The sequence below is a fragment of the Enterobacteriaceae endosymbiont of Donacia proxima genome, assembly GCF_012569285.1.
GTDB lineage: Bacteria > Pseudomonadota > Gammaproteobacteria > Enterobacterales > Enterobacteriaceae.
Window position 1 is genome coordinate 257,165 of record NZ_CP046198.1, and the last position, 20,094, is coordinate 277,258.

The following is a 20,094-nucleotide window of genomic DNA, read 5'->3' on the forward strand; positions in this document are numbered from 1 at the left end:
TACTTATATTAATAATTTTTAATTAAAATTTTATTTTATTATTCATCAATAAAATACTCATAATAATATTTATCTCCTTTAAAAATTTTATACTTCATTTAAAATATTACTTTAAATTTTTATTTAAAAAATTTTTTAATTGTATTTTAGTTATAGAACCGATTATTTTATCAATAACATTTCCATTTTTAAATAATAAAATTGTAGGTATACTACGAATATTATATTTTTCTGTTATAGTTTTGTAATTTTCAATATTTAATTTAGTAAAAATAATATTTTTATATTCAATTGATACTTCTTCTAAAACTTTAGAAAAAATTTTACATGGATTACACCATTCAGCCCAAAAATCAACTAAAACTAAATTATTTTTTTTTATTTCTTCTTGAAAATTTTTGTCGTTTAAATCTATTATAATATTAGTCTTATATTGCATAAATTTGAGATTCCTATATAAAAAAGTATTATTTTTAATAATTTTAATAAACTTAATAAAAAATTTATTTAACTACATTTTAATTTTAACTATTATATAGTAATTATATCTATTTTACAAGAAAATAAATAATGTTTAAAATTAATAAAAATATATACAAAAATAAAGAATATTATTATTATAACTGATAATTTATAAATTTTAATAAATTTGATAATTTATATTAAATAAAATATAATTATTAAATTTTAATTTTCAAATTAAAATATTTACTTAATAAAATTATTGGAAAATCAATGAAAAAAAATAATAATTTTTTATCATCTTTAAATATTTTATCTTTTGCTGGAGTAGCTCCATATAAATTAAAACCTAATGAAAAATATATGAATAAAAAACAATTACTACATTTTAAAAAAATATTAGAATCATGGAAAAATAAAATAAATAAAAAAATTAATAGTACAATTACTTATATTAAAGATGAAACATATAATTTTCCTGATCCTATAGATAGAGCAACACAAGAAGAAGAATTTAATTTAGAATTACGTAATAAAGATAGAGAAAGAAAATTAATAAAAAAAATTGAAATAACATTAAGAAAATTTAATACAAAAAATTTTGGTTATTGTGATTGCTGTGAAATTGAAATCGGGTTAAAAAGATTAGAAGCACAACCTACTGCAAATCTATGTATTGATTGCAAAACTTTAGCAGAAATACGTGCTAAACAAATTGCAGGATAAAAAAATATTAATCTAAAAATAAATATTTATTAAGATTGTAAACTTATTTTTTTACCCAATTAAAATAAAAATTAATAAATATAAAGTAATAATTAAAAAAATTAAAACTTTTATAATTAAAAATAGAGATATTATATATTTACTTTAAAAACTCTAATGGGTACTAGATATAATATAAAACATAAGATTTATCTTTAACATTTTTTATTAAAAAGAAGATAAAAAAATAGTAGTGTAAAAATATCACCTAAATATGTTAAAAAAATTAATATAAATGTAGGAATAAAATTAATATCATCAAAATTATTAATAAAAATAGAATTTAATAAAACAAATAAAGAAAATAAAATATATATTAAAAATATAAAAATTATAAGAAATAACCATGAATATACATGTAAAGAAATAAAAAATAGAGATAAATAGTTTAAAATATACAAATAATTATACTTTTTAAAATACCTCCACTAATATGTCCTAAAATAATAATTTTAGTAGGTATTAGAGCTATTAATAATTCTTTTATAGAATGATTAAATTTAGTATTAAACAAAGATGATGCAAGATAAGAATATAAATTATTAACAATAATCATTATTATTAATCTAGGTGTAATAAATTGTATATAACTAAAACTAGATATTTTATTAATATTCATAATAATAAAATTACCAAAAAATATAAAATATATTGATATTGTTATATATAGTAGGTATTAAAGTTTGTATTTAAATTTGTACGAATCTGTTTATTTCTTTTTTTATAATGGCATACAATGCAATTAAATATGGATGTATTATTATTTTGATAATTTTTTTATAGTTAAAATTTAATTAGAAATAACATCTATCAATAATTTTTCTAATTTAGAATATTTATTTTTTAAAATAAAAATTTAAATGTTTTGTTTTGTTAATTTTATAAAAATATTATTTAAATTTTAATTTTTAAAAATTAAAATTTCTATTTTAGAATTATTAATAATTTTATATTTATATCTATTGATTTTAAGAAAAAATTTATTTTTATTTATATATTTTAATGTAAATGTTTCAAATTTTAATTTATTTAATAATTTATTTATAGTAAAGTTTTTTATCAAAAATACCAGTATGATTACAGAAAAATTATGCTTCTTTTAAAGAATGAATTGTTAAAATAATAGTTATTTTTTTTTTAAAATTTAATTTTTTTAGAAAATTTATTGATTAGAGAAGTAACTATACTAATAATAGTTGTTTTACTGGCCCTACTAGGGCCTAATAAAGATCTTTTTTTTATATTTAAATTAAAATTTTTAAAAATTTTAAAGTTATTTAAATAATTTTAAAATAAATTTTTAATTTCTATTTCATAAGACATAATAATTTTATTTTCATAAAACAATGATAATAAAATAATTTTTTTAAAAATTTATGTTTATTTTTTAGATATAATATGATGTATTTTATTTATATAAATAAAATACATCATATGATTATTTATTTAAAAATAATTGTAATACTTTATCCCAATTTAAAACATGCCAAAAAGATTGAATATAAAAATTTCTATTATTTTGATATTTTAAATAATATGCATGTTCCCATAAATCTAATCCTATTAAAGGAAAACCTGAAAGTTTTTTTTTATCATTTAAAAACATAAGTGGATTATCTTGATTAACTGTAGTAATTATTTTTAAAGAATTTTGTTTTTTAATTAACCATATCCATCCTGATCCAAAAAATTTTAAGGCTTTTTCTTCAAAAATTTTTTTAAAATTTTCAAAATTTATAAATTCATCTTTTAAAATATTTAAAATGATATTATTAGGTTTTGTATTTTTTTTTAAAATTTTCCAAAAAAAACTATGATTAGCATGACCTCCTGCATTATTACGTAAAAATATTTTTTGAGATATTGGAATTGAAAGATTATCTAAGTTAGATATTAATTTATTTATTTTTAAATTTTCAATATTATTTTTTTTAAGTATTAAATTAGTATTATTAATATAATTTTGATGATGTTTAGTATGATGTATTTCCATTGTTTTTGTATCAAAAAATGGTTCTAAATCAGAATATTTATATAATAATTTTGGTAATTTGTAATTCATATAATTAACCTTTTTAAAAAATATTTAATTAATATTAAATATCTTTTTTTTTATATTTTATAATAGTTTTTTTTGTATCTGGCATAATACCATGCCATAAATAAAAAGCATATGCAGCTTGTTCAATTAACATTCCAATACCATCTGATATATTGATATTTTTAACTCCATGAGAAACACACCATTTTAAAAATGGTGTGTTTCTATTATTATAAAAAAGATCATAACAGAAAATATCTGGCTTAATTATTGATAAAGGAATATTAGGAATATCTCCTTTTATGCTACTAGAAGTAGCATTAATAATTATATCATAATGTATTTGATTAAATGAATAATTTGATAAATCTTTAATTTTTAAACAATTTATTTTTTTTGTATTTTTAAAATATTGAACAATATTTATAGCGTGCTGATAAGTACGATTTACAATCGTAATATTACAACCAAACTGTATTAATGAATATATTATTCCTTGTGCAGCCCCTCCAGCTCCTAGTAATAGAATATTACTTTTAGAAGTAATAAAATTTAAATTTTTTAAATCTTTTAATAAACCTATCCCATCCGTATTATCACCTAAAATTTTTTTAGAACTTGTAATTTTAATTGTATTAACAGTCCCAGAATATTTAGCTCTACTTGTTAGTATATCACATATTTTATATGCTTCTCTTTTAAAAGGAAGAGTAATATTAGCTCCTAATCCTCCATTTTGAAAAAAATTTCTAATTGATTTAGAAAAATCATTTATTGGTACATTTATTTTTATATAATTATGTAATATTCTTGTTTGTTTCGCAAATAATTTATGTATAATTGGGGATTTACTATGTTTTATAGGATTACCAAATAATGCAAATAATTTCATATTTATCCTTTACAAACAACTAAATTATTAAAATTTATTCCTAATTTCAGAAAATTTTAAATATTTTTCTTTTTTTTATTTAAAATCAAAATATGTTTTTTTATATTATAAAAATGATATTCTATTTATTTAGATTTAAATAAGGTTTAGTTTCTAAAATATTTTTACTGATAAAAATAATTAGTTTATCAAAATAATTACAAATTTTTTTTATTAAATAATAATTAAGTACATATAAAGTAATGAAATTAAAATCCCTAGTAACTAATATAGAATATTAACAAAAAAAAGCATAATTCATATAATCATACCTTATTAAGTAGATGAAATTTCTTTTTTTTCTATATTTAATAATTTTTTTCATTTATATATTTTGATAATTAACTATATTTTAAAGTAATTAAAATTAATCTTTTTTTATACTACGTTTTATTGTAATTAATAACTTATACATTATTTTTTATTATCTAGATTATATCCTAAAAATACAAATTCAGTAAAATCTGTAATAATTTTACTTATTTTTAATTTATTAATAAAAATTTTAATATCTATAATTTTTTTTACAAATTTTTTATAAAACTATCAATTAATGATATATTAATAACTTATTTTTTTAAAAATTTCTGTTATATTATAAAAATAATTATTTTACAATAAAAAATTATTATTATGTCTATAATGAAATTATTATATTTTCCTAATAAAAAATTAAGAAAAATAGCAAAATCTATAAAAAAAATAGATGACAATATTCAATTATTAGTTAATAATATGCTTAAAACAATGTATTTTTATAATGGTATTGGATTAGCTGCTACACAAATAGGAATAAATAAAAAAATCATAGTTATTGATATCACTATGGGGAAAAATAATCCTTTAATACTAATTAATCCAACAATTATAGCATTTGATAAGTCTAAAATTAATAGTAAAGAAGGTTGTTTATCTGTACCTGTTAAACAACAATATTATATTTTAAGATATAAAAAAATAAAAATTAGAGCTAAAAATTTAATGAATGAAAATATTGAATTAGAAGCAAAATATTTATTATCTTTTTGTATACAACATGAAATGGATCATTTGAATGGAATCTTATTTATTGATTATTTATCAAATTTAAAATATCAAAGAATTTATGATAAAATAAATAAAATTAATAAAAAAATAATATTTATCAAAAAACATAATTATATAAAATGAATAAAAAAAAAATTAAAATAATTTTTATAGGTACTTCAAAATTTGCTGCTTATCATTTAAAAGGTTTAATAAACAGTAATTATACAATATCTTGTATAATTACAAAACCAGATACTTATGCTAATAGAGGATGTAAGTTAACTTTTAACCCTATAAAAAAATTAGCTTTAAAAAATAAAATTAATATTCTACAACCAGAATCTTTAAGTTCTTTATCCTTAATTAAAAAAATTAAAAATTATAAATGCGATATTATCGTTGTTGTAGATTATGGATTGTTAATTCCTAACACAATATTAAATATTCCTAAATTATTTTGTATGAATGTACATGCTTCATTATTACCTAGATGGAGAGGTTCAGCACCTATACAAAGAGCATTATTAGCTAATGATTTAAAAACAGGTATTAGTATCATAAAAATGAATGATTTTTTAGATCAAGGAGATATTATTTATCAAATAGAATATAATATTTTATTGTATGATACATATGGATCATTATATAAAAAATTAGCAATATTAGGATTACAAGGATTATTGTTTATTTTAAATAAAATTACAAAAGGTATAAAAATAAAATTTAAATCTCAAAATATTAACATAATAAAACCTACATATGCAAAAAAAATATCTAAAAAAGAATGTAAATTAAATTGGTTACTATCAGCCAAAAAATTAGAATGTATGATCCGTGCATTTAATCCTTGTCCTGGGACTTATTTTTTTATAAAAGAAAAAAGATTTAAAGTATGGCAAGCAGAAGTTATTACTAATTTTAATAGTAACTATATTAATAAAAAACCTGGAACAATTTTATCAATAAATAGATATGGTATACAAATAAATACTATAAATGGAATTTTAAATATTCAAATTATTCAACCTAGTGGTAAAAAACAAATGAATATTCAAAATTTTTTAAATTTTAATCAGTATAAAAATCTTTTTGTAAAAAATAATATAATTACTTAATTTTTTTATTTTTTAGAATTATTTTTCTTTTTATTAATTCTATATAAGCCATAGGTGCTTTATCCCCATTACGAAAACCGCATTTAATAATACGTGTATAACCACCTAATGTATTTTTAAATTGTGGGACAATAACTTTAAAAAGTTTATTAATATTGTTTTTATTATTTAATTTAGAACGAATTAGTCTACGACTAGCAACATTATTTTTTTTTGCAATAGTAATAATCGGTTCTATTATTTTTCTAAGTTCTTTAGCTTTAGCTAAAGTTGTTTTAATAATTTCATAATAAATTAATGAATTAGTCATATTATATAACATTGCAAAGCGATGAGCACTATTTCTATTTAAGTAACGACCTGTTTTACGATGACGCATATTTTTTATCCAATTAAATTAATTATTTATTATTTTTATTATTATCAGGAGGCCAATTATCCAATCTCATTCCTAATGATAATCCCCTTGAAGCTAATATATCTTTTATTTCTGTTAAAGATTTTTTACCTAAATTTGGAGTTTTTAATAATTCTACTTCTGTTTTTTGTACTAAATCACCAATTAAATGAATAAATTCAGTTTTTAAACAATTTGCAGAACGTACTGTTAATTCTAAATCATCTACTGAACGTAATAAAATAGGATCAAATTTAGGTTTTTCTTCTTTTATTTCCTTCTCTTTTTTAAAATCTTCTAAATTTACAAATGATTCTAATTGTTTAGCTAAAATTGTAGCTGCTTTTCTAATGGCTTGTTCAGGATCGATAGTTCCATTTGTTTCTATTTCTATAATTAATTTATCTAAATCTGTCCTTTGTTTTACTCTTGCAGATTCTACATTATATATTATTCTTTTAATAGGACTAAAAGATGCATCTAATAATAATCTACCTATTTTAGCATTATTTTGAATATCATTATTTATTCTTGTATGAGCGGCTATATATCCTCTACCTAATTCTATTTTCATAGTTATATTAATAGATGCATTTATATTAGTAATATGGCAAATAATATGATCTTGATTAATAATTTTAATATCACTACCATGATTAATATCAGATGCTTTAACAATACCAATACCTTTTTTATTTAAAGTTAAAATTATTTCTTTTTTATTATTTTCTATTTTTATAGCTAGTTGTTTTAAATTTAGTAATATTTCAATAATATCTTCTTTAATACCTTCTTTAGTACTATATTCATGTAGTATTCCTTCTATTTCTACTTCTGTAACTGCATATCCTGGCATAGAAGATAGTAGAATACGTCTTAATGCATTTCCTAATGTATGACCAAAACCACGTTCTAAAGGTTCTAAAGTAACTCTTACAGTAGATTTATTAATATGTTGTATATCTACTAATTTAGGTTTTAAAAATTCTGTTACGGAATTTTGATCCATTTATATACTCTCTTATTAAAAATTATTTTGAATATAACTCAATAATTAAATGTTCATTAATATCTGCAGGTAAATCAGAACGTTCAGGAAGACGTGTAAAAATTCCTTCCATTTTTTTACTATTAACTTCTAACCAATTAGATTTTTCTCTTTGAGAATATAAATCAATAGATGCATTAATTCTTAATTGTTTTTTAGATTTTTCACATATAGAAATTTTATCATTTACAGATACTTGATAAGAAGCTATATTAACAATATTATTGTTAATTTTTATAGATTTATGAGAAATTAATTGTCTAGATTCAGCTCTTGTTACTCCAAAACCCATTCTATAAACAACATTATCTAATCTTTTTTCTAGTAAACATAGTAAATTAAATCCAGTATTTCCCTTCATACGTGAAGCTTTTTTATAATAATTATGAAATTGACGTTCTAATATACCATATAATCTACGTAATTTTTGTTTTTCTCTTAATTGTATTCCATAGTCAGATAATCTATTTTTTTTAAAACCATGTTGCCCTGGAACTTGTTCTAATTTGCATTTAGTATCAATAGAACGTGTATTAGATTTTAAAAATAAATCGGTTCCCTCTCTTCTACATAATTTTAATTTTGGTCCTAAATATTTTGCCATTATATTTCCCTACAATTCTTAAATTAGTTTTAAAATATTTTAAAATAATAAGTTATTTATACTCTTCTTTTTTTTGGAGGTCTACATCCATTATGTGGTATAGGTGTAACATCTATAATATTTGTAATTTTAAAACCAGCATTATTCAATGCTCTAATAGTAGATTCTCTACCAGGTCCAGGACCTTTTACTATAATTTCTAAATTTTTAATACCATAATTTTTAACAATTTCAGCACATTTTTCTGCAGCTACTTGTGCTGCGAAAGGAGTAGATTTCCTAGACCCTCTAAAACCAGATCCTCCAGCTGTGGCACATCCTAAAGAATTACCCTGTCTATCTGTAATGGTAACTATAGTATTGTTAAAAGACGCATGTATATGTGCTATACCATCTAATATTTGTTTTTTAAAATTTTTTTTTGAATTTAAAGTTTTTTTTTTCATTATATATGCCTATTAGAATTTTATTTTTTAGAATATTTATGTAATTTTTTTCTAGTACGTGCATTAGTTTTAGTTCTTTGTCCTCTAACAGGTAATCCTTTTTTATGACGGTAACCTCTATAACAACCTAAATCAACTAATCTTTTGATATTTAAATTGATATTTCTTCTTAAATCTCCTTCTATTTTAAATTTAGATATAGCATTTCTTAATAAATCTATTTTTTTTTCTGTAAGTGTGTTAATTTTAATATCTTGAGAAAGATTAGTTATTTTACATATATAAATAGCATTAGATGTACCGATACCATAAATATATTTTAAAGCTATTATTAAACGTTTATTATCAGGAATATTAACTCCAGCTATACGAATCATTTTATATCCTTTTTTAAAATAAAATATTATAAACATATAAACAAAATTAATTTTTTTATCCTTGACGTTGTTTATGTTTAGGATCTGTTTTACAAAAAACATATATCATTCTTTTCCTACGAATAATTTTACAATTACGACATATTTTTTTAATTGAAGTACGAACTTTCATTTTATTATATCCCTAAAATATTATTTTATAATTTTTATCAAATTAATTTTTAAAATTTATTTTTTTAAGTATAGATTCATATTGGGTAGACATAATTAATGTTTGAATTTGTGTAATAAAATCCATAATTACAACTATTACTATAAGTAACGATGTGCCACTAAAATAAAATGGAATAGTAATAATATTACGCAAAAATTCAGGAATAAGACATATAAATGTAATATATAAACTTCCAGTAAATGTTAATCGCATAATTATTTTTTTTATATACTTAGCTGTTTGTTCTCCTGGGCGAATACCAGAAATATAAGCTCCTGATTTTTTTAAGTTATCTGAAGTTTCTTTAGGATTAAAAACTAAAAGAGTATAAAAAAAACAAAAAAATATGATAGCTGATATATATAATATTATATATATTGGTTGTCTAGGTTGTAAAGATATAGAAATATTTTTTATCCAGTTATAATGAATAATATTACTAAACCATGTGAATATTGTGGAGATAAATAAAATAATACTAGAAGAAAATATTGCAGGTATTACTCCAGACATATTAATTTTTAATGGTAAATGAGTATTTTGTTGTGTATTATATATTTGTCTTCCATAATATCTTCTAGCATATTGTACTACTATTTTCCGCTGTCCCTTTTCTACAAAAATAATAAATAAAGTAATAAAAAATATAAATAATAATAATATAAAAATAGTAAAAAAATTTAAATTTCCTAATTTTATTTGCAAAATAATTTGATTTACTGCAGAAGGTAAAGCAGCTAATATTCCAATTACTATAATAGTAGAAACTCCATTACCAATTCCTCTTTTTGTAATTTGTCTACCTAACCACATTAAAAATGTGGTACCTGTAATTAAACTTAAAATAGAAATTATATAAAAATATATGTCTGGATGTATAATTAAATTTTTCATCCCTGGAATATGAGATAATCCAAAAGTTATTCCAAATGCTTGAATTATAGATAAAATTAATGTACCATATTTAGTATATTTATTAATTTTTTTTTTCCCAGCATCACCTCTCTTTTTTAGAGATATAAAAAAAGGATGAACTGATGTTAAAATTTGTATTATAATAGATGCAGATATATAAGGCATAATTCCTAAAGCAAAAATTGAAGCTCTACTTAATGCACCACCAGAAAACATATTAAACATATCAATAATATTACCATGTTGTTTAAGAATTAATGAATGTAAAATACTAGTATTAATTCCTGGAATCGGTATGAATGAACCTATTCGAAAAATAATGATAGAACTTATAAAAAAAATAAACCTTTTTTTTAATTCAATAAAACCATTTTTAGTACTTTGAAAATTTATTTGATTAAATGATTTAATCATTTATTTTTTATTCCTCAACTATTCCACCTAATTTTTTTATAATCATCTTTACGTTTTTTGTACAATTTAATTTAATAATTCTTTTAGGAGTATTTATGTTTCCTTTATTAATAATTTTAATATATTTAATTTTTTTACTAATTATTTTAGAAGATTTTAAAATATTTAAATCGATATAATTTCCATTTATTTTGTTTAAATCACTTAATCTAATTTCTTTAAAAAATTTTTTTTTTCTTGATTTAAAACCAAATTTAGGTAATCTTCTATGTAATGGACTTTGTCCCCCTTCAAATGATTTATTAATATTATATCCAGAACGAGATTTTTGTCCCTTATGTCCTCTACCACTAGTTTTTCCTTTTCCTGAACCTATTCCTCTCCCTAATCTTTTAGTATTATTTTTAATTTTAGAAAATAAATTATTTAAATACATATTAATATGTAACCTTAATCATGTAAGAAATTTTTTTAATCATGCCTAAAATACTAGGTATATTATTTTTAATAACGGTATGTCCAATATGTTTTAATCCTAAACTAATTAAAATTGCTTTATGTTTAGGTAATCTACCTATTGAACTTTTCATTTGTGTAATTTTAATTGTTTTTAACATTTTTTAGATTTCTTTTTATTTCTTCTATAGTTTTATTTCTTTTTGCTGCAATCATTTTTAATGAATGTATACTAGATAAACCTTTAATAGTTGCTTTTACAACATTTATTGGATTAGTAGATCCATATGCTTTAGCTAAAACGTTATAAATTCCTACAACTTCTAAAACTGCTCTCATAGCCCCTCCTGCTATAATACCTGTTCCTTCAGATGCCGGTTGTATAAAAACAAATGAACCAGTATGATATCCGTTAATAGGATATTGTATCGTATTATTTTTTATAAAAATATTAATCATATTTTTTTTAGCTTTTTCCATTGCTTTTTGTATTGCACTAGGTACTTCTTTTGCTTTACCATATCCGTAACCTATCCTTCCTTTACCATTACCGACAACTGTTAATGCTGTAAAAGAAAAAATACGACCACCTTTAACAGTTTTAGATACTCTATTAACAGTAATTAATTTTTCTTTTAACTCATTATTTTGATTTTTATCATCATAAATATTCATAAATATTTTTCTTTTAAAAATTAATTAAAAATTTAAACCTATATTACGTGCAGAATTTGCTAATGCCTTGATACGTCCATGATATTTAAAACCAGAACGATCAAATGATACACTTAAAATACCTTTCTTAATAGATCTTTTTGCTATTTTAGTTCCTATTAAAGTAGCAGCTGAGATATTTCCAGTATATTTTAGTTGTTTTTTAATTTTTTTTTCTAATGTTGAAGCTGTTATTAAAATTTTATTATCTTTAGAAATTATTTGTGCATATATATGTCGTGAAGTACGATGTATTGATAAACGTATATGTTTAAATTTTTGTAAATTTTTACGAAATTTAGTCGCTCTACGTATACGAGAAATTTTCTTTATATTCATAATTATATTTTAAAAACCTTATTTTAAATATTATTTTTTTTTAGTTTCTTTTATTTTTATTATTTCATCATCGTAACGGATACCTTTCCCCTTATATGGTTCAGGAGGACGATAAGACCTTATATCTGCAGCTACTTGACCTAATAATTGTTTATTTATCCCTTTTAAAATAATTTCATTTTGATTTAAACATTTTCCGGTAATTCCATTTGGAATGGTATATAATATTGTATGTGAAAAACCTATCATTAGGTGTAATATATTATTTTCAATAGAAAATTTATAACCTATTCCAAATAATATTAATTTTTTTTTGAAACCTTTTGTAATTCCGATAATCATTGAATTAACTAAAGAACGTACTGTTCCAGCTTGTGCCCATCCATTTTTACATTTTATTTTTGGTTTAAAAAATATTTTATTATTATTTACAATAATGTTGACATCCTTGCTAAAGGTATTTACTAATATTTTATTATTATTTGATAGACTAACTACTTGTTTATTAACAATAATTTTTATATTATCTGGAATAATAATTAATTTTTTTGCTATTCTAGACATTATTTAATGTACCTCTTTTTTAAGACACATAGCATATAATTTCGCCACCTAATCCATAATGTCTTGCATAATAATCAGTCATTAATCCTTTAGATGTTGAAATAATAGCGATACCTAACCCAGATATTACTTTAGGTAAAAATTTTTTTTTTTTATAAATTCTTAATCCTGGTCTACTAATACAATGTATTTTTTCTATTACACCTTCTCCTTTAAAGTATTTTAAATAAATTTCTAATAAAGTATTATTATTTTTAATAATACTAAAATTTTTTATATATCCTTCTGTTTTTAAAATTTCAGCGATAGAATTTTTAAATTTTGAATATTGCATAATAATTCTAGATTTATGTGATTTTTGTCCATTACGTATACGTGTAAACATATCTGCAATTGGATTTTCTATACTCATAGTAATATTATCCTATATTATTTTATAAAATTACCAACTAGATTTTTTTAATCCAGGGATATCTCCTTTCATTGCAGCTTCTCTTAATTTAATTCTACTTAATCCAAATTTTCTTAAAAATGCATGTGGGCGACCAGTTAATTTACATCTATTTCTTTGTCTTGACAAACTAGAATCTCTTGGTAAAGATTGTAATTTAAAAATAGCATTTAAACGAGATTTATTAGATGTATGTACATCAGAAATAATTTTCTTTAATTTTTTTCTTTTTAAAAAAAATTTTTTTCCTAATTTTATACGCTTTAATTCACGTGCTTTAATAGATTCTTTTGTCATATTAAAATCCTTAATTTATGATCTAAATGGAAAATTAAATGCTTTAAATAATGCATAACTTTCTTGATTTGAAATTTTATTAGTAGTTATTGTAATATCTAAACCTCTAATATGATCGATTTTATCAAAATTAATTTCTGGGAAAATTATTTGTTCTTTTATACCAATATTATAATTACCATTTTTATCAAAAGATTTTTTAGATAAACCTCTAAAATCTCTAATTCTTGGAAGTACTATTAATAATAAACGATCAAAAAAATTCCACATTTTTTTTTTTCTTAAAGTAACTTTACATCCGATAGGATATCCTTTTCTTATTTTAAAACTAGCTATAGATTTACGTGATTTAGTTATTATAGGTTTTTGTCCACTAATAAGTGTTAAATCATTAATAGCATTATCAAGATGTTTCTTATCAAGAATAACTTTTCCTACACCCATATTTAAAGTAATTTTTTTTATACAAGGAACTTGCATGATAGAAGTATATTTAAATTCTAACATTAATTTTCTGATTATTTTTTTTTTATAAAAATTATATAATTTTAACATTTAATATTATCTTTAATTTATTTTAAATTTTTATTATTAGATTTAAAAAATCTTTTTTTAATACCTTTTTCATATCTAATTTTTATCTTATCTGCTTTATTTGTTTCAATATTAAAAATTGCTATATTTGAAATATGGATCGCAGCTTCTTTTTCTATAATTCCTCCTGTATGTGATATTGCTGGATTAGGTTTACTATGTTTTTTGATAATATTTATCCCTTTTACCAATACAAATTCTTTTTTTATAAAACATTTAATTAAACCTCTTTTACCTTTATCTTTACCTGTTAAAATAATTACTTCATCATTACAATGTAATTTATTTTTCATATATTTAAATCTCATTAATTTAAATAACTTCTGGAGCTAATGAAATAATTTTCATAAATTTTTCATTTCTTAATTCCCTAGTAATTGGTCCAAAAATTCTTGTACCAATTAATTGTTCGTTAGTATCATTTAACAACACACATGAATTATGATCAAAACGTATTATGGAACCATCAAAACGTCTTATTCCTTTTTTAGTTCTAACAATTACTGCTTTTAATACATCACCTTTTTTTACTTTTCCTCTAGGAATTGCATCTTTAACAGTAACTTTAATAATATCTCCAATATTAGCATAACGTCGTCTTGATCCACCTAATACTTTGATACACATAACATTTTTAGCGCCGGAATTATCTGCAATATTTAATACTGTATGTTCTTGTATCATATATGTTCTATCTCTTTTTTACTGTAGATAATTTTATAAAATTATTATAATATTATATTAAGTTTAATTTTTATAAAAATTTATTTTAAATAAAATTTTATGATTAAATTATTGATTTCTTTATAATTTTAACTAAAATCCAAGATTTAGTTTTAGATAATGGACGAGATTCTTTAATTTCAACTAGATCTCCAATATTACATATATTTTTTTCATCATGTACATGTAATTTTGTAGTACGATTAATATATTTCCCATATATAGGATGTTTTATTAATTTATTAATATGAACAACAATAGATTTTTGCATTTTATTACTTATAACTTTACCTTTTAAGGTTTTTATTTTTTTATGCATAATTTATAATCCTTTTTTTTTTCTTTGTAATAAAATTGTTTTTATTCTTGCAATATTTTTTCTTGATTTTTTTAATAAATGAGTATGTTTTAAATTTCCTGATGCTAATTGAATTTTTAAATTAAATTGTTCTCTAGATAAACTTAATAATTCATTTTTTAATTCTTTATTTTTTTGTTTTAAAAAATAATTTATTTTCATATAGTATATATTTCATTTTTTTAAAAAAATTGTTTGAACAGATAATTTTGCTGCACCTAATTTTAATGCTTTACTAGCAATTTTTTCTGAAACACCATCAATTTCATATAAAATTCTTCCTGGTTGAATTAAAGCTACCCAATATTCAACATTACCTTTACCTTTACCCATTCTAACTTCTAAAGGTTTTTTTGTAATAGGTTTATCTGGGAAAATTCTAATCCATATTTTTCCTTGTCTTTTCATGGAATGACTGATAGCTCTTCTAGCCGATTCTATTTGTTTAGATGTAATTCTTCCTCTTTTTATGGCTTTTAAAGCATAGATGCCAAAATGTATATCCATGCCTATAATAACTCCACGATTTCTTCCTTTTTGCATTTTTCTAAATTTTGTACGTTTTGGTTGTAACATTATATTAATCTCCTTTTTTATTTACGTCCTTTATTTTTTTGCATTTTATATGTATAACGTGTAATTTTTTTTGTAAGAGTTATTTTTTTTTTAAAAGTATTTTTTAATATTTCTCCTTTAAAAATCCAAACTTTGACTCCTATTATACCATAAGTAGTGTGTGCTATAGATAAACTGAAATCAATGTCTGCTCTTAAAGTATGCAATGGTACTCTACCTTCTCTATACCATTCTGTACGTGCAATTTCTGTTCCTCCTAAACGACCACTAACTTCTACTTTTACACCTTTTGCTCCTAATCTCATGGAATTTTGTACTGCTCTTTTCATTACTCTTCGAAACATAACTCTTTTTTCTAATTGTGCAGATATAATATCAGCTACTAATTTTGCTTCTAATTCCGGTTTTCTAACTTCTGTTATATTTACTTGTGCAGGTACTTTTGTAATTTTAGATATCATTTTTCTAAGTTTTTCTACATCTTCTCCTTTTTTTCCTATAACTATTCCGGGACGTGCTGTATAAATATTTACTCTAATACTTTTAGATGGTCTTTCTATTATGATTTTTGAAACAGATGCTTTTACTAATTTTTTTCTTAAAAATTTTCTTACTTGAAAATCACTGTATAAATAATTTGCATAATCTTTTTTATTAGCAAACCAAATAGAATTCCATATTTTTGTTATTCCTAATCTTAAACCATTAGGATGTGTTTTTTGACCCATTTATATTTACTCCAATTATGGATTATCTGTTAGAATAATAGTAATATGACTTGTATATTTTAAAATTCTATCTGATCGACCTTTAGCTCTAGGCATAATACGTTTCATATTTGTACCTAAATCTATATATATTTTTTTTATAAATAAATTATCTATATCTAATCCATAGTTATGTTCAGCATTAGATATAGCTGAATTTAATGTTTTTTTTACTAAAACTGCAGATTTTTTATTTGAAAAATTTAAAATATCTAAAGCTTTAGATATTTTTTCTTTTCTAATAAGATTAGCTATAAGTCTTAATTTTTGTGCAGAAGAAGGAGCATATTTATATTTTGATAAAATTTCCATTTTTTTATACTCATTTTATGAATAAAATATATATTTTATTTCTTTAAAGTTTTTTTTATTTTTTTATCTGCTGTATGTCCTCTATATGTTCTTGTCGGAGAAAATTCACCTAATTTATGTCCAACCATTTCATTAGTAATATATATTGGAATATGCTGACGGCCATTATGTACAGCTATAGTTAATCCAATCATATTAGGGAAAATAGTAGAACGTCTAGACCATGTCTTTAGTGGTTTTTTGTCTTTATTTACTATTGCTTTTTCAATTTTTCTAAATAAATGTTGATCTATAAAAGGACCTTTTTTTAATGAACGAGGCATTATTTATTTCCTTTTTTATATTAAATACTACGATGTTTTATAATATATTTTTCTGTTCTTTTATTTTTTCTGGTTTTTTTACCTTTTGTTTTAATACCCCAAGGGGTAACAGGATGTTTACCAAAATTTTTACCTTCACCCCCACCATGAGGATGGTCTATTGGATTCATAGCAGTTCCTCTAACTGTAGGTCTTATTCCTTTCCAACGTTTTGCTCCAGCTTTTCCATATGATTTTAACATATGTTCATTATTACCAATTTCTCCTAATGTTGCTCTACAATCAGATTTAATCTTGCGAATTTCTCCAGATTTTAATCTTAAAGTTATATAATATTCTTCCTTTGATATTAATTGTACATATGTACCAGCAGCCCTAGCTATTTGTCCACCTTTTCCAGGTTTCATTTCTACATTATGTAATGTGGTACCAACTGGTATATTTTTCATAGGTAAAGTATTACCAATTTTAATACTAGCATTCTTTCCTGATTCTACTGTATCACCAATTTTTAAATTTTTGGGAGATAAAATATATGTTCTTACTCCATCTTTATATTTAATTAAAGCAATATTAGCAGAACGATTTGGATCGTATTCTATATGTTCTACTATAGCAGGAATATTATCTTTATTTCGTTTAAAATCTATAATACGATATAATTTTTTATGTCCTCCGCCAATATGACGAGTTGTAATTCTACCGTTATTATTTCTTCCACCTGATTTATGTTTTTTTTCTAATTTAGAATAAAATGGTTTACCTTTATATAAAAAATTATTAATGATTTTAACCATATGTCTTCTACCAGGAGAAGTAGGTTTATACTTTTTAATTATCATATTCTATAAATTTAATCCTTAAAAATTACTTTTTGTATCAAAATTAATTTTTTGATTTTTCTCTAACATTATATATGCTTTTTTCCAATTTTTTTTTTTAAATGTATATTTTTTATTTTTTTTAATTTTTCCTTTAATAATTAAAGTATTAATATTTTTTATTTTTATATTAAACATTTTTTGTATTACTTTTTTAATAGCTATTTTGTTAGCTTTTTTAAAAACTTTAATAATTATTGTATTTGTTTTTTCTGTAATAAAAGAAGCTTTTTCAGAAATATGGGGCCCTTTAATAATTTTAAAATCAGATTCTTTTAAATTCATTTTAATATCTCTTCTATGTGTTTAATAGCATTTACAGTAATAATTATTTTATGATAATTAATTAAATCAATAGGACTTATATTAATTGAATTTGTAATTTTGATATTATATAAATTACGAGATGCTAAAAATAAATTTTGATTAATTAATGTTGTAATAATCATTATTTTTTTTGATAAATATTTTTTTAATTTTGTAACTAAAATCTTAGTTTTTGGTTCATTTATAATAAATTTTTTTACTAAAATTATTCTATTTTCTTTGATTAATTTTGAAAAAATACTTTTTAATGCATTTCGAAACATTTTTTTATTAATTTTTTTATTATAAATTTTATTTTTTGCTGCAAAAGTTACACCTCCAGAACGCCAAATAGGGCTTTTTACAGATCCTGCTCTAGCTTTTCCTGTTCCTTTTTGTCTCCATGGTTTTTTATTAGATCCTTTAACTTCTCCTTTTGTTTTTTGTGATTTAGTACCTTGTCTACCTATTGTTCTATATGATTCTATAACTTGATGTATTAATTCTTTGTTATAATTCCTATTAAAAATAATATTTGAAACTATAACTGTGTCTTTTGTATCTTCTGTTATAATTTCCATTTTAATCCTAAAATTAATATATTTTATTATTTAGTAAAATTTTTTATTGCTGGTTTTACAATTACATTGCTACCGCTATAACCAGGTATAGCTCCTTTTATAAGTAATAAATTTTTAATAAAATCTAACTTTATAATATGTAGATTTTGTATAGTAATTTTTTTATTACCTAACTGACCAGCCATTTTTTTGCCTTTAAATACTTTACCTGGAGTTTGATTTTGTCCAATAGATCCAGGAACTCTATGTGAAAGAGAATTTCCATGACTAGAGTCTTGAGTTTTAAAATTCCATCTTTTTACAGTACCTGAAAATCCTTTTCCTTTAGATATACCAGTAACATCTACTTTGACTATTTGTTTAAAAATATCAATATTTATTTTTTGACCTACATAAAATTTATTTATATTATAATCGTGAATACGATACTCCCATAAAATAGAACCAGCTTCAGTTTTTGCTTTTAAAAAATGTCCTATTTCAGATTTATTAATATGATTAGTTTTTTTAAAACCTGTAGTCATTTGAATAGCATTATATCCATCATTTAAAATAGTTTTAATTTGAGTTACACGTATATTTTCAAACTGTATCACAGTTATTGGAATAGACGTACCTTCTTCAGTAAAAATTCTAGTCATACCCATTTTTTTACCCATTAATCCAATCATATATTATATGCTCCACTATTATAGTTTTAATATATTTTATTAACCTAAACTAATTTGTACATCAACTCCAGCTGCTAAATCTAATTTCATTAATGCATCTACAGTTTTTTCTGTAGGTTCTATAATATCGACTAAACGTTTATGAGTACGAATTTCATATTGATCTCTAGCATCTTTATCTACATGAGGAGAAATCAATATTGTAAATTTTTCTTTACGAGTAGGTAAAGGTATAGGACCACGAACTTGAGCACCAGTACGTTTAGCAGTTTCAACGATTTCCGCTGTTGATTGATCAATTAAACGATGATCAAAAGCTTTAAGACGAATACGGATCCTTTGGTTCTGCATTAGACTAGAATCTCCTATTTTAAAAATTTAAATAACTCTCTGTAAAAAGCATATATATTGAGAGAACTTATT

At 21.2% G+C, this 20,094-nt stretch carries 35 protein-coding genes; 3 read left to right on the top strand and 32 right to left on the bottom strand.

What is annotated here, in order from left to right; translation table 11 throughout:
* Positions 1–106 precede the first annotated feature (106 nt).
* A complete protein-coding gene (gene trxA / locus GJT97_RS01185; RefSeq protein WP_169767676.1) occupies positions 107–439 on the bottom strand; it encodes a thioredoxin in 333 nt (110 codons plus the stop codon).
* A 296-nt stretch (positions 440–735) separates the two neighbouring features.
* On the opposite strand from trxA, the gene dksA reads away from it, so the two are divergent.
* Positions 736–1,188: an RNA polymerase-binding protein DksA gene (gene dksA, locus GJT97_RS01190; RefSeq protein WP_169767677.1), complete on the top strand. Its 453-nt coding sequence runs from the start codon at positions 736–738 to the stop codon at positions 1,186–1,188.
* Positions 1,189–1,615: 427 nt separating this feature from the next.
* Here dksA and GJT97_RS01195 read toward each other — a convergent pair whose 3' ends face one another.
* The 3 genes from GJT97_RS01195 to aroE form a co-directional block, all read right to left on the bottom strand.
* Positions 1,616–1,846, bottom strand: coding sequence for an ABC-2 transporter permease (locus GJT97_RS01195; protein ID WP_169767678.1), 231 nt, complete (start codon positions 1,844–1,846; stop codon positions 1,616–1,618).
* A gap of 819 nt (positions 1,847–2,665) precedes the next feature.
* A complete protein-coding gene (locus tag GJT97_RS01200; RefSeq protein ID WP_169767679.1) occupies positions 2,666–3,289 on the bottom strand; it encodes a Fe-Mn family superoxide dismutase in 624 nt (207 codons plus the stop codon).
* Between the two features lie 34 nt (positions 3,290–3,323).
* A complete protein-coding gene (aroE, locus tag GJT97_RS01205; RefSeq protein WP_169767680.1) occupies positions 3,324–4,160 on the bottom strand; it encodes a shikimate dehydrogenase in 837 nt (278 codons plus the stop codon).
* A gap of 672 nt (positions 4,161–4,832) precedes the next feature.
* Here aroE and def point away from each other — a divergent pair.
* Together def and fmt are read left to right on the top strand one after the other, a co-directional pair.
* Entirely contained in the window at positions 4,833–5,369 is a 537-nt protein-coding gene (gene def, locus GJT97_RS01210) for a peptide deformylase (protein ID WP_169767681.1), read from the top strand.
* Positions 5,366–6,343, top strand: coding sequence for a methionyl-tRNA formyltransferase (gene fmt, locus GJT97_RS01215; RefSeq protein WP_169767682.1), 978 nt, complete (start codon positions 5,366–5,368; stop codon positions 6,341–6,343). Before def ends, fmt begins: the two co-directional genes overlap by 4 nt.
* Here the strand turns inward: fmt and rplQ are convergent.
* The 28 genes from rplQ to rpsJ all read right to left on the bottom strand — a co-directional run bounded on the left by rplQ (position 6,336) and on the right by rpsJ (position 20,022).
* The gene (rplQ, locus tag GJT97_RS01220; protein ID WP_169767683.1) at positions 6,336–6,722 is read right to left on the bottom strand and encodes a 50S ribosomal protein L17; all 387 of its coding nucleotides are present in this window, start codon (positions 6,720–6,722) and stop codon (positions 6,336–6,338) included. The two genes, fmt and rplQ, sit on opposite strands and share 8 nt — an antisense overlap.
* 22 nt (positions 6,723–6,744) lie before the next feature.
* Complete coding sequence (locus tag GJT97_RS01225) at positions 6,745–7,749, bottom strand: DNA-directed RNA polymerase subunit alpha (protein ID WP_169767684.1); 1,005 nt, start codon at positions 7,747–7,749, stop codon at positions 6,745–6,747.
* Between the two features lie 22 nt (positions 7,750–7,771).
* Positions 7,772–8,392: a 30S ribosomal protein S4 gene (rpsD, locus tag GJT97_RS01230; protein ID WP_169767685.1), complete on the bottom strand. Its 621-nt coding sequence runs from the start codon at positions 8,390–8,392 to the stop codon at positions 7,772–7,774.
* Between the two features lie 56 nt (positions 8,393–8,448).
* Positions 8,449–8,838 (bottom strand): 30S ribosomal protein S11, encoded by a 390-nt coding sequence (gene rpsK, locus GJT97_RS01235; RefSeq protein ID WP_169767686.1) that lies wholly within the window; start codon positions 8,836–8,838, stop codon positions 8,449–8,451.
* 20 nt (positions 8,839–8,858) lie between these two features.
* Positions 8,859–9,215 carry a 30S ribosomal protein S13 gene (gene rpsM / locus GJT97_RS01240; protein WP_169767687.1) on the bottom strand — a complete coding sequence of 119 codons (357 nt, stop codon included), beginning with the start codon at positions 9,213–9,215 and terminating at the stop codon, positions 8,859–8,861.
* A 55-nt stretch (positions 9,216–9,270) separates the two neighbouring features.
* The gene (rpmJ, locus tag GJT97_RS01245; protein WP_169767688.1) at positions 9,271–9,387 is read right to left on the bottom strand and encodes a 50S ribosomal protein L36; all 117 of its coding nucleotides are present in this window, start codon (positions 9,385–9,387) and stop codon (positions 9,271–9,273) included.
* 42 nt (positions 9,388–9,429) lie between these two features.
* On the bottom strand, positions 9,430–10,758 hold the full coding sequence (gene secY, locus GJT97_RS01250) for a preprotein translocase subunit SecY (protein WP_169767689.1): 1,329 nt from the start codon (positions 10,756–10,758) through the stop codon (positions 9,430–9,432).
* A gap of 7 nt (positions 10,759–10,765) precedes the next feature.
* Positions 10,766–11,194: a 50S ribosomal protein L15 gene (gene rplO, locus GJT97_RS01255; protein WP_169767690.1), complete on the bottom strand. Its 429-nt coding sequence runs from the start codon at positions 11,192–11,194 to the stop codon at positions 10,766–10,768.
* Position 11,195: 1 nt separating this feature from the next.
* The gene (gene rpmD, locus GJT97_RS01260; protein ID WP_169767691.1) at positions 11,196–11,375 is read right to left on the bottom strand and encodes a 50S ribosomal protein L30; all 180 of its coding nucleotides are present in this window, start codon (positions 11,373–11,375) and stop codon (positions 11,196–11,198) included.
* Complete coding sequence (rpsE, locus tag GJT97_RS01265) at positions 11,359–11,889, bottom strand: 30S ribosomal protein S5 (RefSeq protein WP_169767692.1); 531 nt, start codon at positions 11,887–11,889, stop codon at positions 11,359–11,361. The genes rpmD and rpsE overlap by 17 nt, the downstream gene beginning before the upstream one ends.
* 24 nt (positions 11,890–11,913) lie before the next feature.
* Positions 11,914–12,267 (bottom strand): 50S ribosomal protein L18, encoded by a 354-nt coding sequence (gene rplR, locus GJT97_RS01270; RefSeq protein WP_169767693.1) that lies wholly within the window; start codon positions 12,265–12,267, stop codon positions 11,914–11,916.
* 30 nt (positions 12,268–12,297) lie between these two features.
* Positions 12,298–12,831, bottom strand: coding sequence for a 50S ribosomal protein L6 (rplF, locus tag GJT97_RS01275; RefSeq protein WP_169767694.1), 534 nt, complete (start codon positions 12,829–12,831; stop codon positions 12,298–12,300).
* A gap of 19 nt (positions 12,832–12,850) precedes the next feature.
* Positions 12,851–13,243 (bottom strand): 30S ribosomal protein S8, encoded by a 393-nt coding sequence (gene rpsH / locus GJT97_RS01280; protein ID WP_169767695.1) that lies wholly within the window; start codon positions 13,241–13,243, stop codon positions 12,851–12,853.
* A 30-nt stretch (positions 13,244–13,273) separates the two neighbouring features.
* Positions 13,274–13,579: a 30S ribosomal protein S14 gene (gene rpsN / locus GJT97_RS01285; protein ID WP_169767696.1), complete on the bottom strand. Its 306-nt coding sequence runs from the start codon at positions 13,577–13,579 to the stop codon at positions 13,274–13,276.
* A gap of 15 nt (positions 13,580–13,594) precedes the next feature.
* Positions 13,595–14,134: a 50S ribosomal protein L5 gene (rplE, locus tag GJT97_RS01290; RefSeq protein ID WP_169767697.1), complete on the bottom strand. Its 540-nt coding sequence runs from the start codon at positions 14,132–14,134 to the stop codon at positions 13,595–13,597.
* Positions 14,135–14,151: 17 nt separating this feature from the next.
* The gene (rplX, locus tag GJT97_RS01295; RefSeq protein WP_169767698.1) at positions 14,152–14,466 is read right to left on the bottom strand and encodes a 50S ribosomal protein L24; all 315 of its coding nucleotides are present in this window, start codon (positions 14,464–14,466) and stop codon (positions 14,152–14,154) included.
* Between the two features lie 19 nt (positions 14,467–14,485).
* Complete coding sequence (gene rplN, locus GJT97_RS01300) at positions 14,486–14,857, bottom strand: 50S ribosomal protein L14 (protein ID WP_169767699.1); 372 nt, start codon at positions 14,855–14,857, stop codon at positions 14,486–14,488.
* Between the two features lie 103 nt (positions 14,858–14,960).
* Positions 14,961–15,215 carry a 30S ribosomal protein S17 gene (gene rpsQ, locus GJT97_RS01305; RefSeq protein ID WP_169767700.1) on the bottom strand — a complete coding sequence of 85 codons (255 nt, stop codon included), beginning with the start codon at positions 15,213–15,215 and terminating at the stop codon, positions 14,961–14,963.
* Between the two features lie 3 nt (positions 15,216–15,218).
* Positions 15,219–15,416, bottom strand: coding sequence for a 50S ribosomal protein L29 (gene rpmC, locus GJT97_RS01310; protein ID WP_169767701.1), 198 nt, complete (start codon positions 15,414–15,416; stop codon positions 15,219–15,221).
* A 12-nt stretch (positions 15,417–15,428) separates the two neighbouring features.
* Positions 15,429–15,830, bottom strand: coding sequence for a 50S ribosomal protein L16 (rplP, locus tag GJT97_RS01315; protein ID WP_169767702.1), 402 nt, complete (start codon positions 15,828–15,830; stop codon positions 15,429–15,431).
* A gap of 17 nt (positions 15,831–15,847) precedes the next feature.
* Positions 15,848–16,558: a 30S ribosomal protein S3 gene (rpsC, locus tag GJT97_RS01320; RefSeq protein ID WP_169767703.1), complete on the bottom strand. Its 711-nt coding sequence runs from the start codon at positions 16,556–16,558 to the stop codon at positions 15,848–15,850.
* A 15-nt stretch (positions 16,559–16,573) separates the two neighbouring features.
* Positions 16,574–16,909 (bottom strand): 50S ribosomal protein L22, encoded by a 336-nt coding sequence (gene rplV, locus GJT97_RS01325; protein WP_169767704.1) that lies wholly within the window; start codon positions 16,907–16,909, stop codon positions 16,574–16,576.
* A 35-nt stretch (positions 16,910–16,944) separates the two neighbouring features.
* Positions 16,945–17,232, bottom strand: coding sequence for a 30S ribosomal protein S19 (gene rpsS, locus GJT97_RS01330; protein WP_169767705.1), 288 nt, complete (start codon positions 17,230–17,232; stop codon positions 16,945–16,947).
* A gap of 20 nt (positions 17,233–17,252) precedes the next feature.
* The gene (gene rplB, locus GJT97_RS01335; protein WP_169767706.1) at positions 17,253–18,074 is read right to left on the bottom strand and encodes a 50S ribosomal protein L2; all 822 of its coding nucleotides are present in this window, start codon (positions 18,072–18,074) and stop codon (positions 17,253–17,255) included.
* A gap of 18 nt (positions 18,075–18,092) precedes the next feature.
* The gene (rplW, locus tag GJT97_RS01340) at positions 18,093–18,398 is read right to left on the bottom strand and encodes a 50S ribosomal protein L23 (RefSeq protein ID WP_169767707.1); all 306 of its coding nucleotides are present in this window, start codon (positions 18,396–18,398) and stop codon (positions 18,093–18,095) included.
* The gene (gene rplD, locus GJT97_RS01345) at positions 18,395–19,000 is read right to left on the bottom strand and encodes a 50S ribosomal protein L4 (protein ID WP_169767708.1); all 606 of its coding nucleotides are present in this window, start codon (positions 18,998–19,000) and stop codon (positions 18,395–18,397) included. The genes rplW and rplD overlap by 4 nt, the downstream gene beginning before the upstream one ends.
* Before the next feature lie 26 nt (positions 19,001–19,026).
* Positions 19,027–19,671 (bottom strand): 50S ribosomal protein L3, encoded by a 645-nt coding sequence (rplC, locus tag GJT97_RS01350; RefSeq protein ID WP_169767709.1) that lies wholly within the window; start codon positions 19,669–19,671, stop codon positions 19,027–19,029.
* A gap of 39 nt (positions 19,672–19,710) precedes the next feature.
* Entirely contained in the window at positions 19,711–20,022 is a 312-nt protein-coding gene (gene rpsJ, locus GJT97_RS01355) for a 30S ribosomal protein S10 (RefSeq protein ID WP_169767710.1), read from the bottom strand.
* Positions 20,023–20,094 lie beyond the last annotated feature (72 nt).

What these genes read in the sequence shown, in the direction of transcription:
- trxA (WP_169767676.1), bottom strand. Translation starts at nt 439, where the DNA reads ATGCAATATAAGACTAATATTATAATAGATTTAAACGACAAAAATTTT.
- dksA (WP_169767677.1), top strand. Translation starts at nt 736, where the DNA reads ATGAAAAAAAATAATAATTTTTTATCATCTTTAAATATTTTATCTTTT.
- GJT97_RS01195 (WP_169767678.1), bottom strand. Translation starts at nt 1,846, where the DNA reads ATGAATATTAATAAAATATCTAGTTTTAGTTATATACAATTTATTACA.
- GJT97_RS01200 (WP_169767679.1), bottom strand. Translation starts at nt 3,289, where the DNA reads ATGAATTACAAATTACCAAAATTATTATATAAATATTCTGATTTAGAA.
- aroE (WP_169767680.1), bottom strand. Translation starts at nt 4,160, where the DNA reads ATGAAATTATTTGCATTATTTGGTAATCCTATAAAACATAGTAAATCC.
- def (WP_169767681.1), top strand. Translation starts at nt 4,833, where the DNA reads ATGTCTATAATGAAATTATTATATTTTCCTAATAAAAAATTAAGAAAA.
- fmt (WP_169767682.1), top strand. Translation starts at nt 5,366, where the DNA reads ATGAATAAAAAAAAAATTAAAATAATTTTTATAGGTACTTCAAAATTT.
- rplQ (WP_169767683.1), bottom strand. Translation starts at nt 6,722, where the DNA reads ATGCGTCATCGTAAAACAGGTCGTTACTTAAATAGAAATAGTGCTCAT.
- GJT97_RS01225 (WP_169767684.1), bottom strand. Translation starts at nt 7,749, where the DNA reads ATGGATCAAAATTCCGTAACAGAATTTTTAAAACCTAAATTAGTAGAT.
- rpsD (WP_169767685.1), bottom strand. Translation starts at nt 8,392, where the DNA reads ATGGCAAAATATTTAGGACCAAAATTAAAATTATGTAGAAGAGAGGGA.
- rpsK (WP_169767686.1), bottom strand. Translation starts at nt 8,838, where the DNA reads ATGAAAAAAAAAACTTTAAATTCAAAAAAAAATTTTAAAAAACAAATA.
- rpsM (WP_169767687.1), bottom strand. Translation starts at nt 9,215, where the DNA reads ATGATTCGTATAGCTGGAGTTAATATTCCTGATAATAAACGTTTAATA.
- rpmJ (WP_169767688.1), bottom strand. Translation starts at nt 9,387, where the DNA reads ATGAAAGTTCGTACTTCAATTAAAAAAATATGTCGTAATTGTAAAATT.
- secY (WP_169767689.1), bottom strand. Translation starts at nt 10,758, where the DNA reads ATGATTAAATCATTTAATCAAATAAATTTTCAAAGTACTAAAAATGGT.
- rplO (WP_169767690.1), bottom strand. Translation starts at nt 11,194, where the DNA reads ATGTATTTAAATAATTTATTTTCTAAAATTAAAAATAATACTAAAAGA.
- rpmD (WP_169767691.1), bottom strand. Translation starts at nt 11,375, where the DNA reads ATGTTAAAAACAATTAAAATTACACAAATGAAAAGTTCAATAGGTAGA.
- rpsE (WP_169767692.1), bottom strand. Translation starts at nt 11,889, where the DNA reads ATGAATATTTATGATGATAAAAATCAAAATAATGAGTTAAAAGAAAAA.
- rplR (WP_169767693.1), bottom strand. Translation starts at nt 12,267, where the DNA reads ATGAATATAAAGAAAATTTCTCGTATACGTAGAGCGACTAAATTTCGT.
- rplF (WP_169767694.1), bottom strand. Translation starts at nt 12,831, where the DNA reads ATGTCTAGAATAGCAAAAAAATTAATTATTATTCCAGATAATATAAAA.
- rpsH (WP_169767695.1), bottom strand. Translation starts at nt 13,243, where the DNA reads ATGAGTATAGAAAATCCAATTGCAGATATGTTTACACGTATACGTAAT.
- rpsN (WP_169767696.1), bottom strand. Translation starts at nt 13,579, where the DNA reads ATGACAAAAGAATCTATTAAAGCACGTGAATTAAAGCGTATAAAATTA.
- rplE (WP_169767697.1), bottom strand. Translation starts at nt 14,134, where the DNA reads ATGTTAAAATTATATAATTTTTATAAAAAAAAAATAATCAGAAAATTA.
- rplX (WP_169767698.1), bottom strand. Translation starts at nt 14,466, where the DNA reads ATGAAAAATAAATTACATTGTAATGATGAAGTAATTATTTTAACAGGT.
- rplN (WP_169767699.1), bottom strand. Translation starts at nt 14,857, where the DNA reads ATGATACAAGAACATACAGTATTAAATATTGCAGATAATTCCGGCGCT.
- rpsQ (WP_169767700.1), bottom strand. Translation starts at nt 15,215, where the DNA reads ATGCATAAAAAAATAAAAACCTTAAAAGGTAAAGTTATAAGTAATAAA.
- rpmC (WP_169767701.1), bottom strand. Translation starts at nt 15,416, where the DNA reads ATGAAAATAAATTATTTTTTAAAACAAAAAAATAAAGAATTAAAAAAT.
- rplP (WP_169767702.1), bottom strand. Translation starts at nt 15,830, where the DNA reads ATGTTACAACCAAAACGTACAAAATTTAGAAAAATGCAAAAAGGAAGA.
- rpsC (WP_169767703.1), bottom strand. Translation starts at nt 16,558, where the DNA reads ATGGGTCAAAAAACACATCCTAATGGTTTAAGATTAGGAATAACAAAA.
- rplV (WP_169767704.1), bottom strand. Translation starts at nt 16,909, where the DNA reads ATGGAAATTTTATCAAAATATAAATATGCTCCTTCTTCTGCACAAAAA.
- rpsS (WP_169767705.1), bottom strand. Translation starts at nt 17,232, where the DNA reads ATGCCTCGTTCATTAAAAAAAGGTCCTTTTATAGATCAACATTTATTT.
- rplB (WP_169767706.1), bottom strand. Translation starts at nt 18,074, where the DNA reads ATGATAATTAAAAAGTATAAACCTACTTCTCCTGGTAGAAGACATATG.
- rplW (WP_169767707.1), bottom strand. Translation starts at nt 18,398, where the DNA reads ATGAATTTAAAAGAATCTGATTTTAAAATTATTAAAGGGCCCCATATT.
- rplD (WP_169767708.1), bottom strand. Translation starts at nt 19,000, where the DNA reads ATGGAAATTATAACAGAAGATACAAAAGACACAGTTATAGTTTCAAAT.
- rplC (WP_169767709.1), bottom strand. Translation starts at nt 19,671, where the DNA reads ATGATTGGATTAATGGGTAAAAAAATGGGTATGACTAGAATTTTTACT.
- rpsJ (WP_169767710.1), bottom strand. Translation starts at nt 20,022, where the DNA reads ATGCAGAACCAAAGGATCCGTATTCGTCTTAAAGCTTTTGATCATCGT.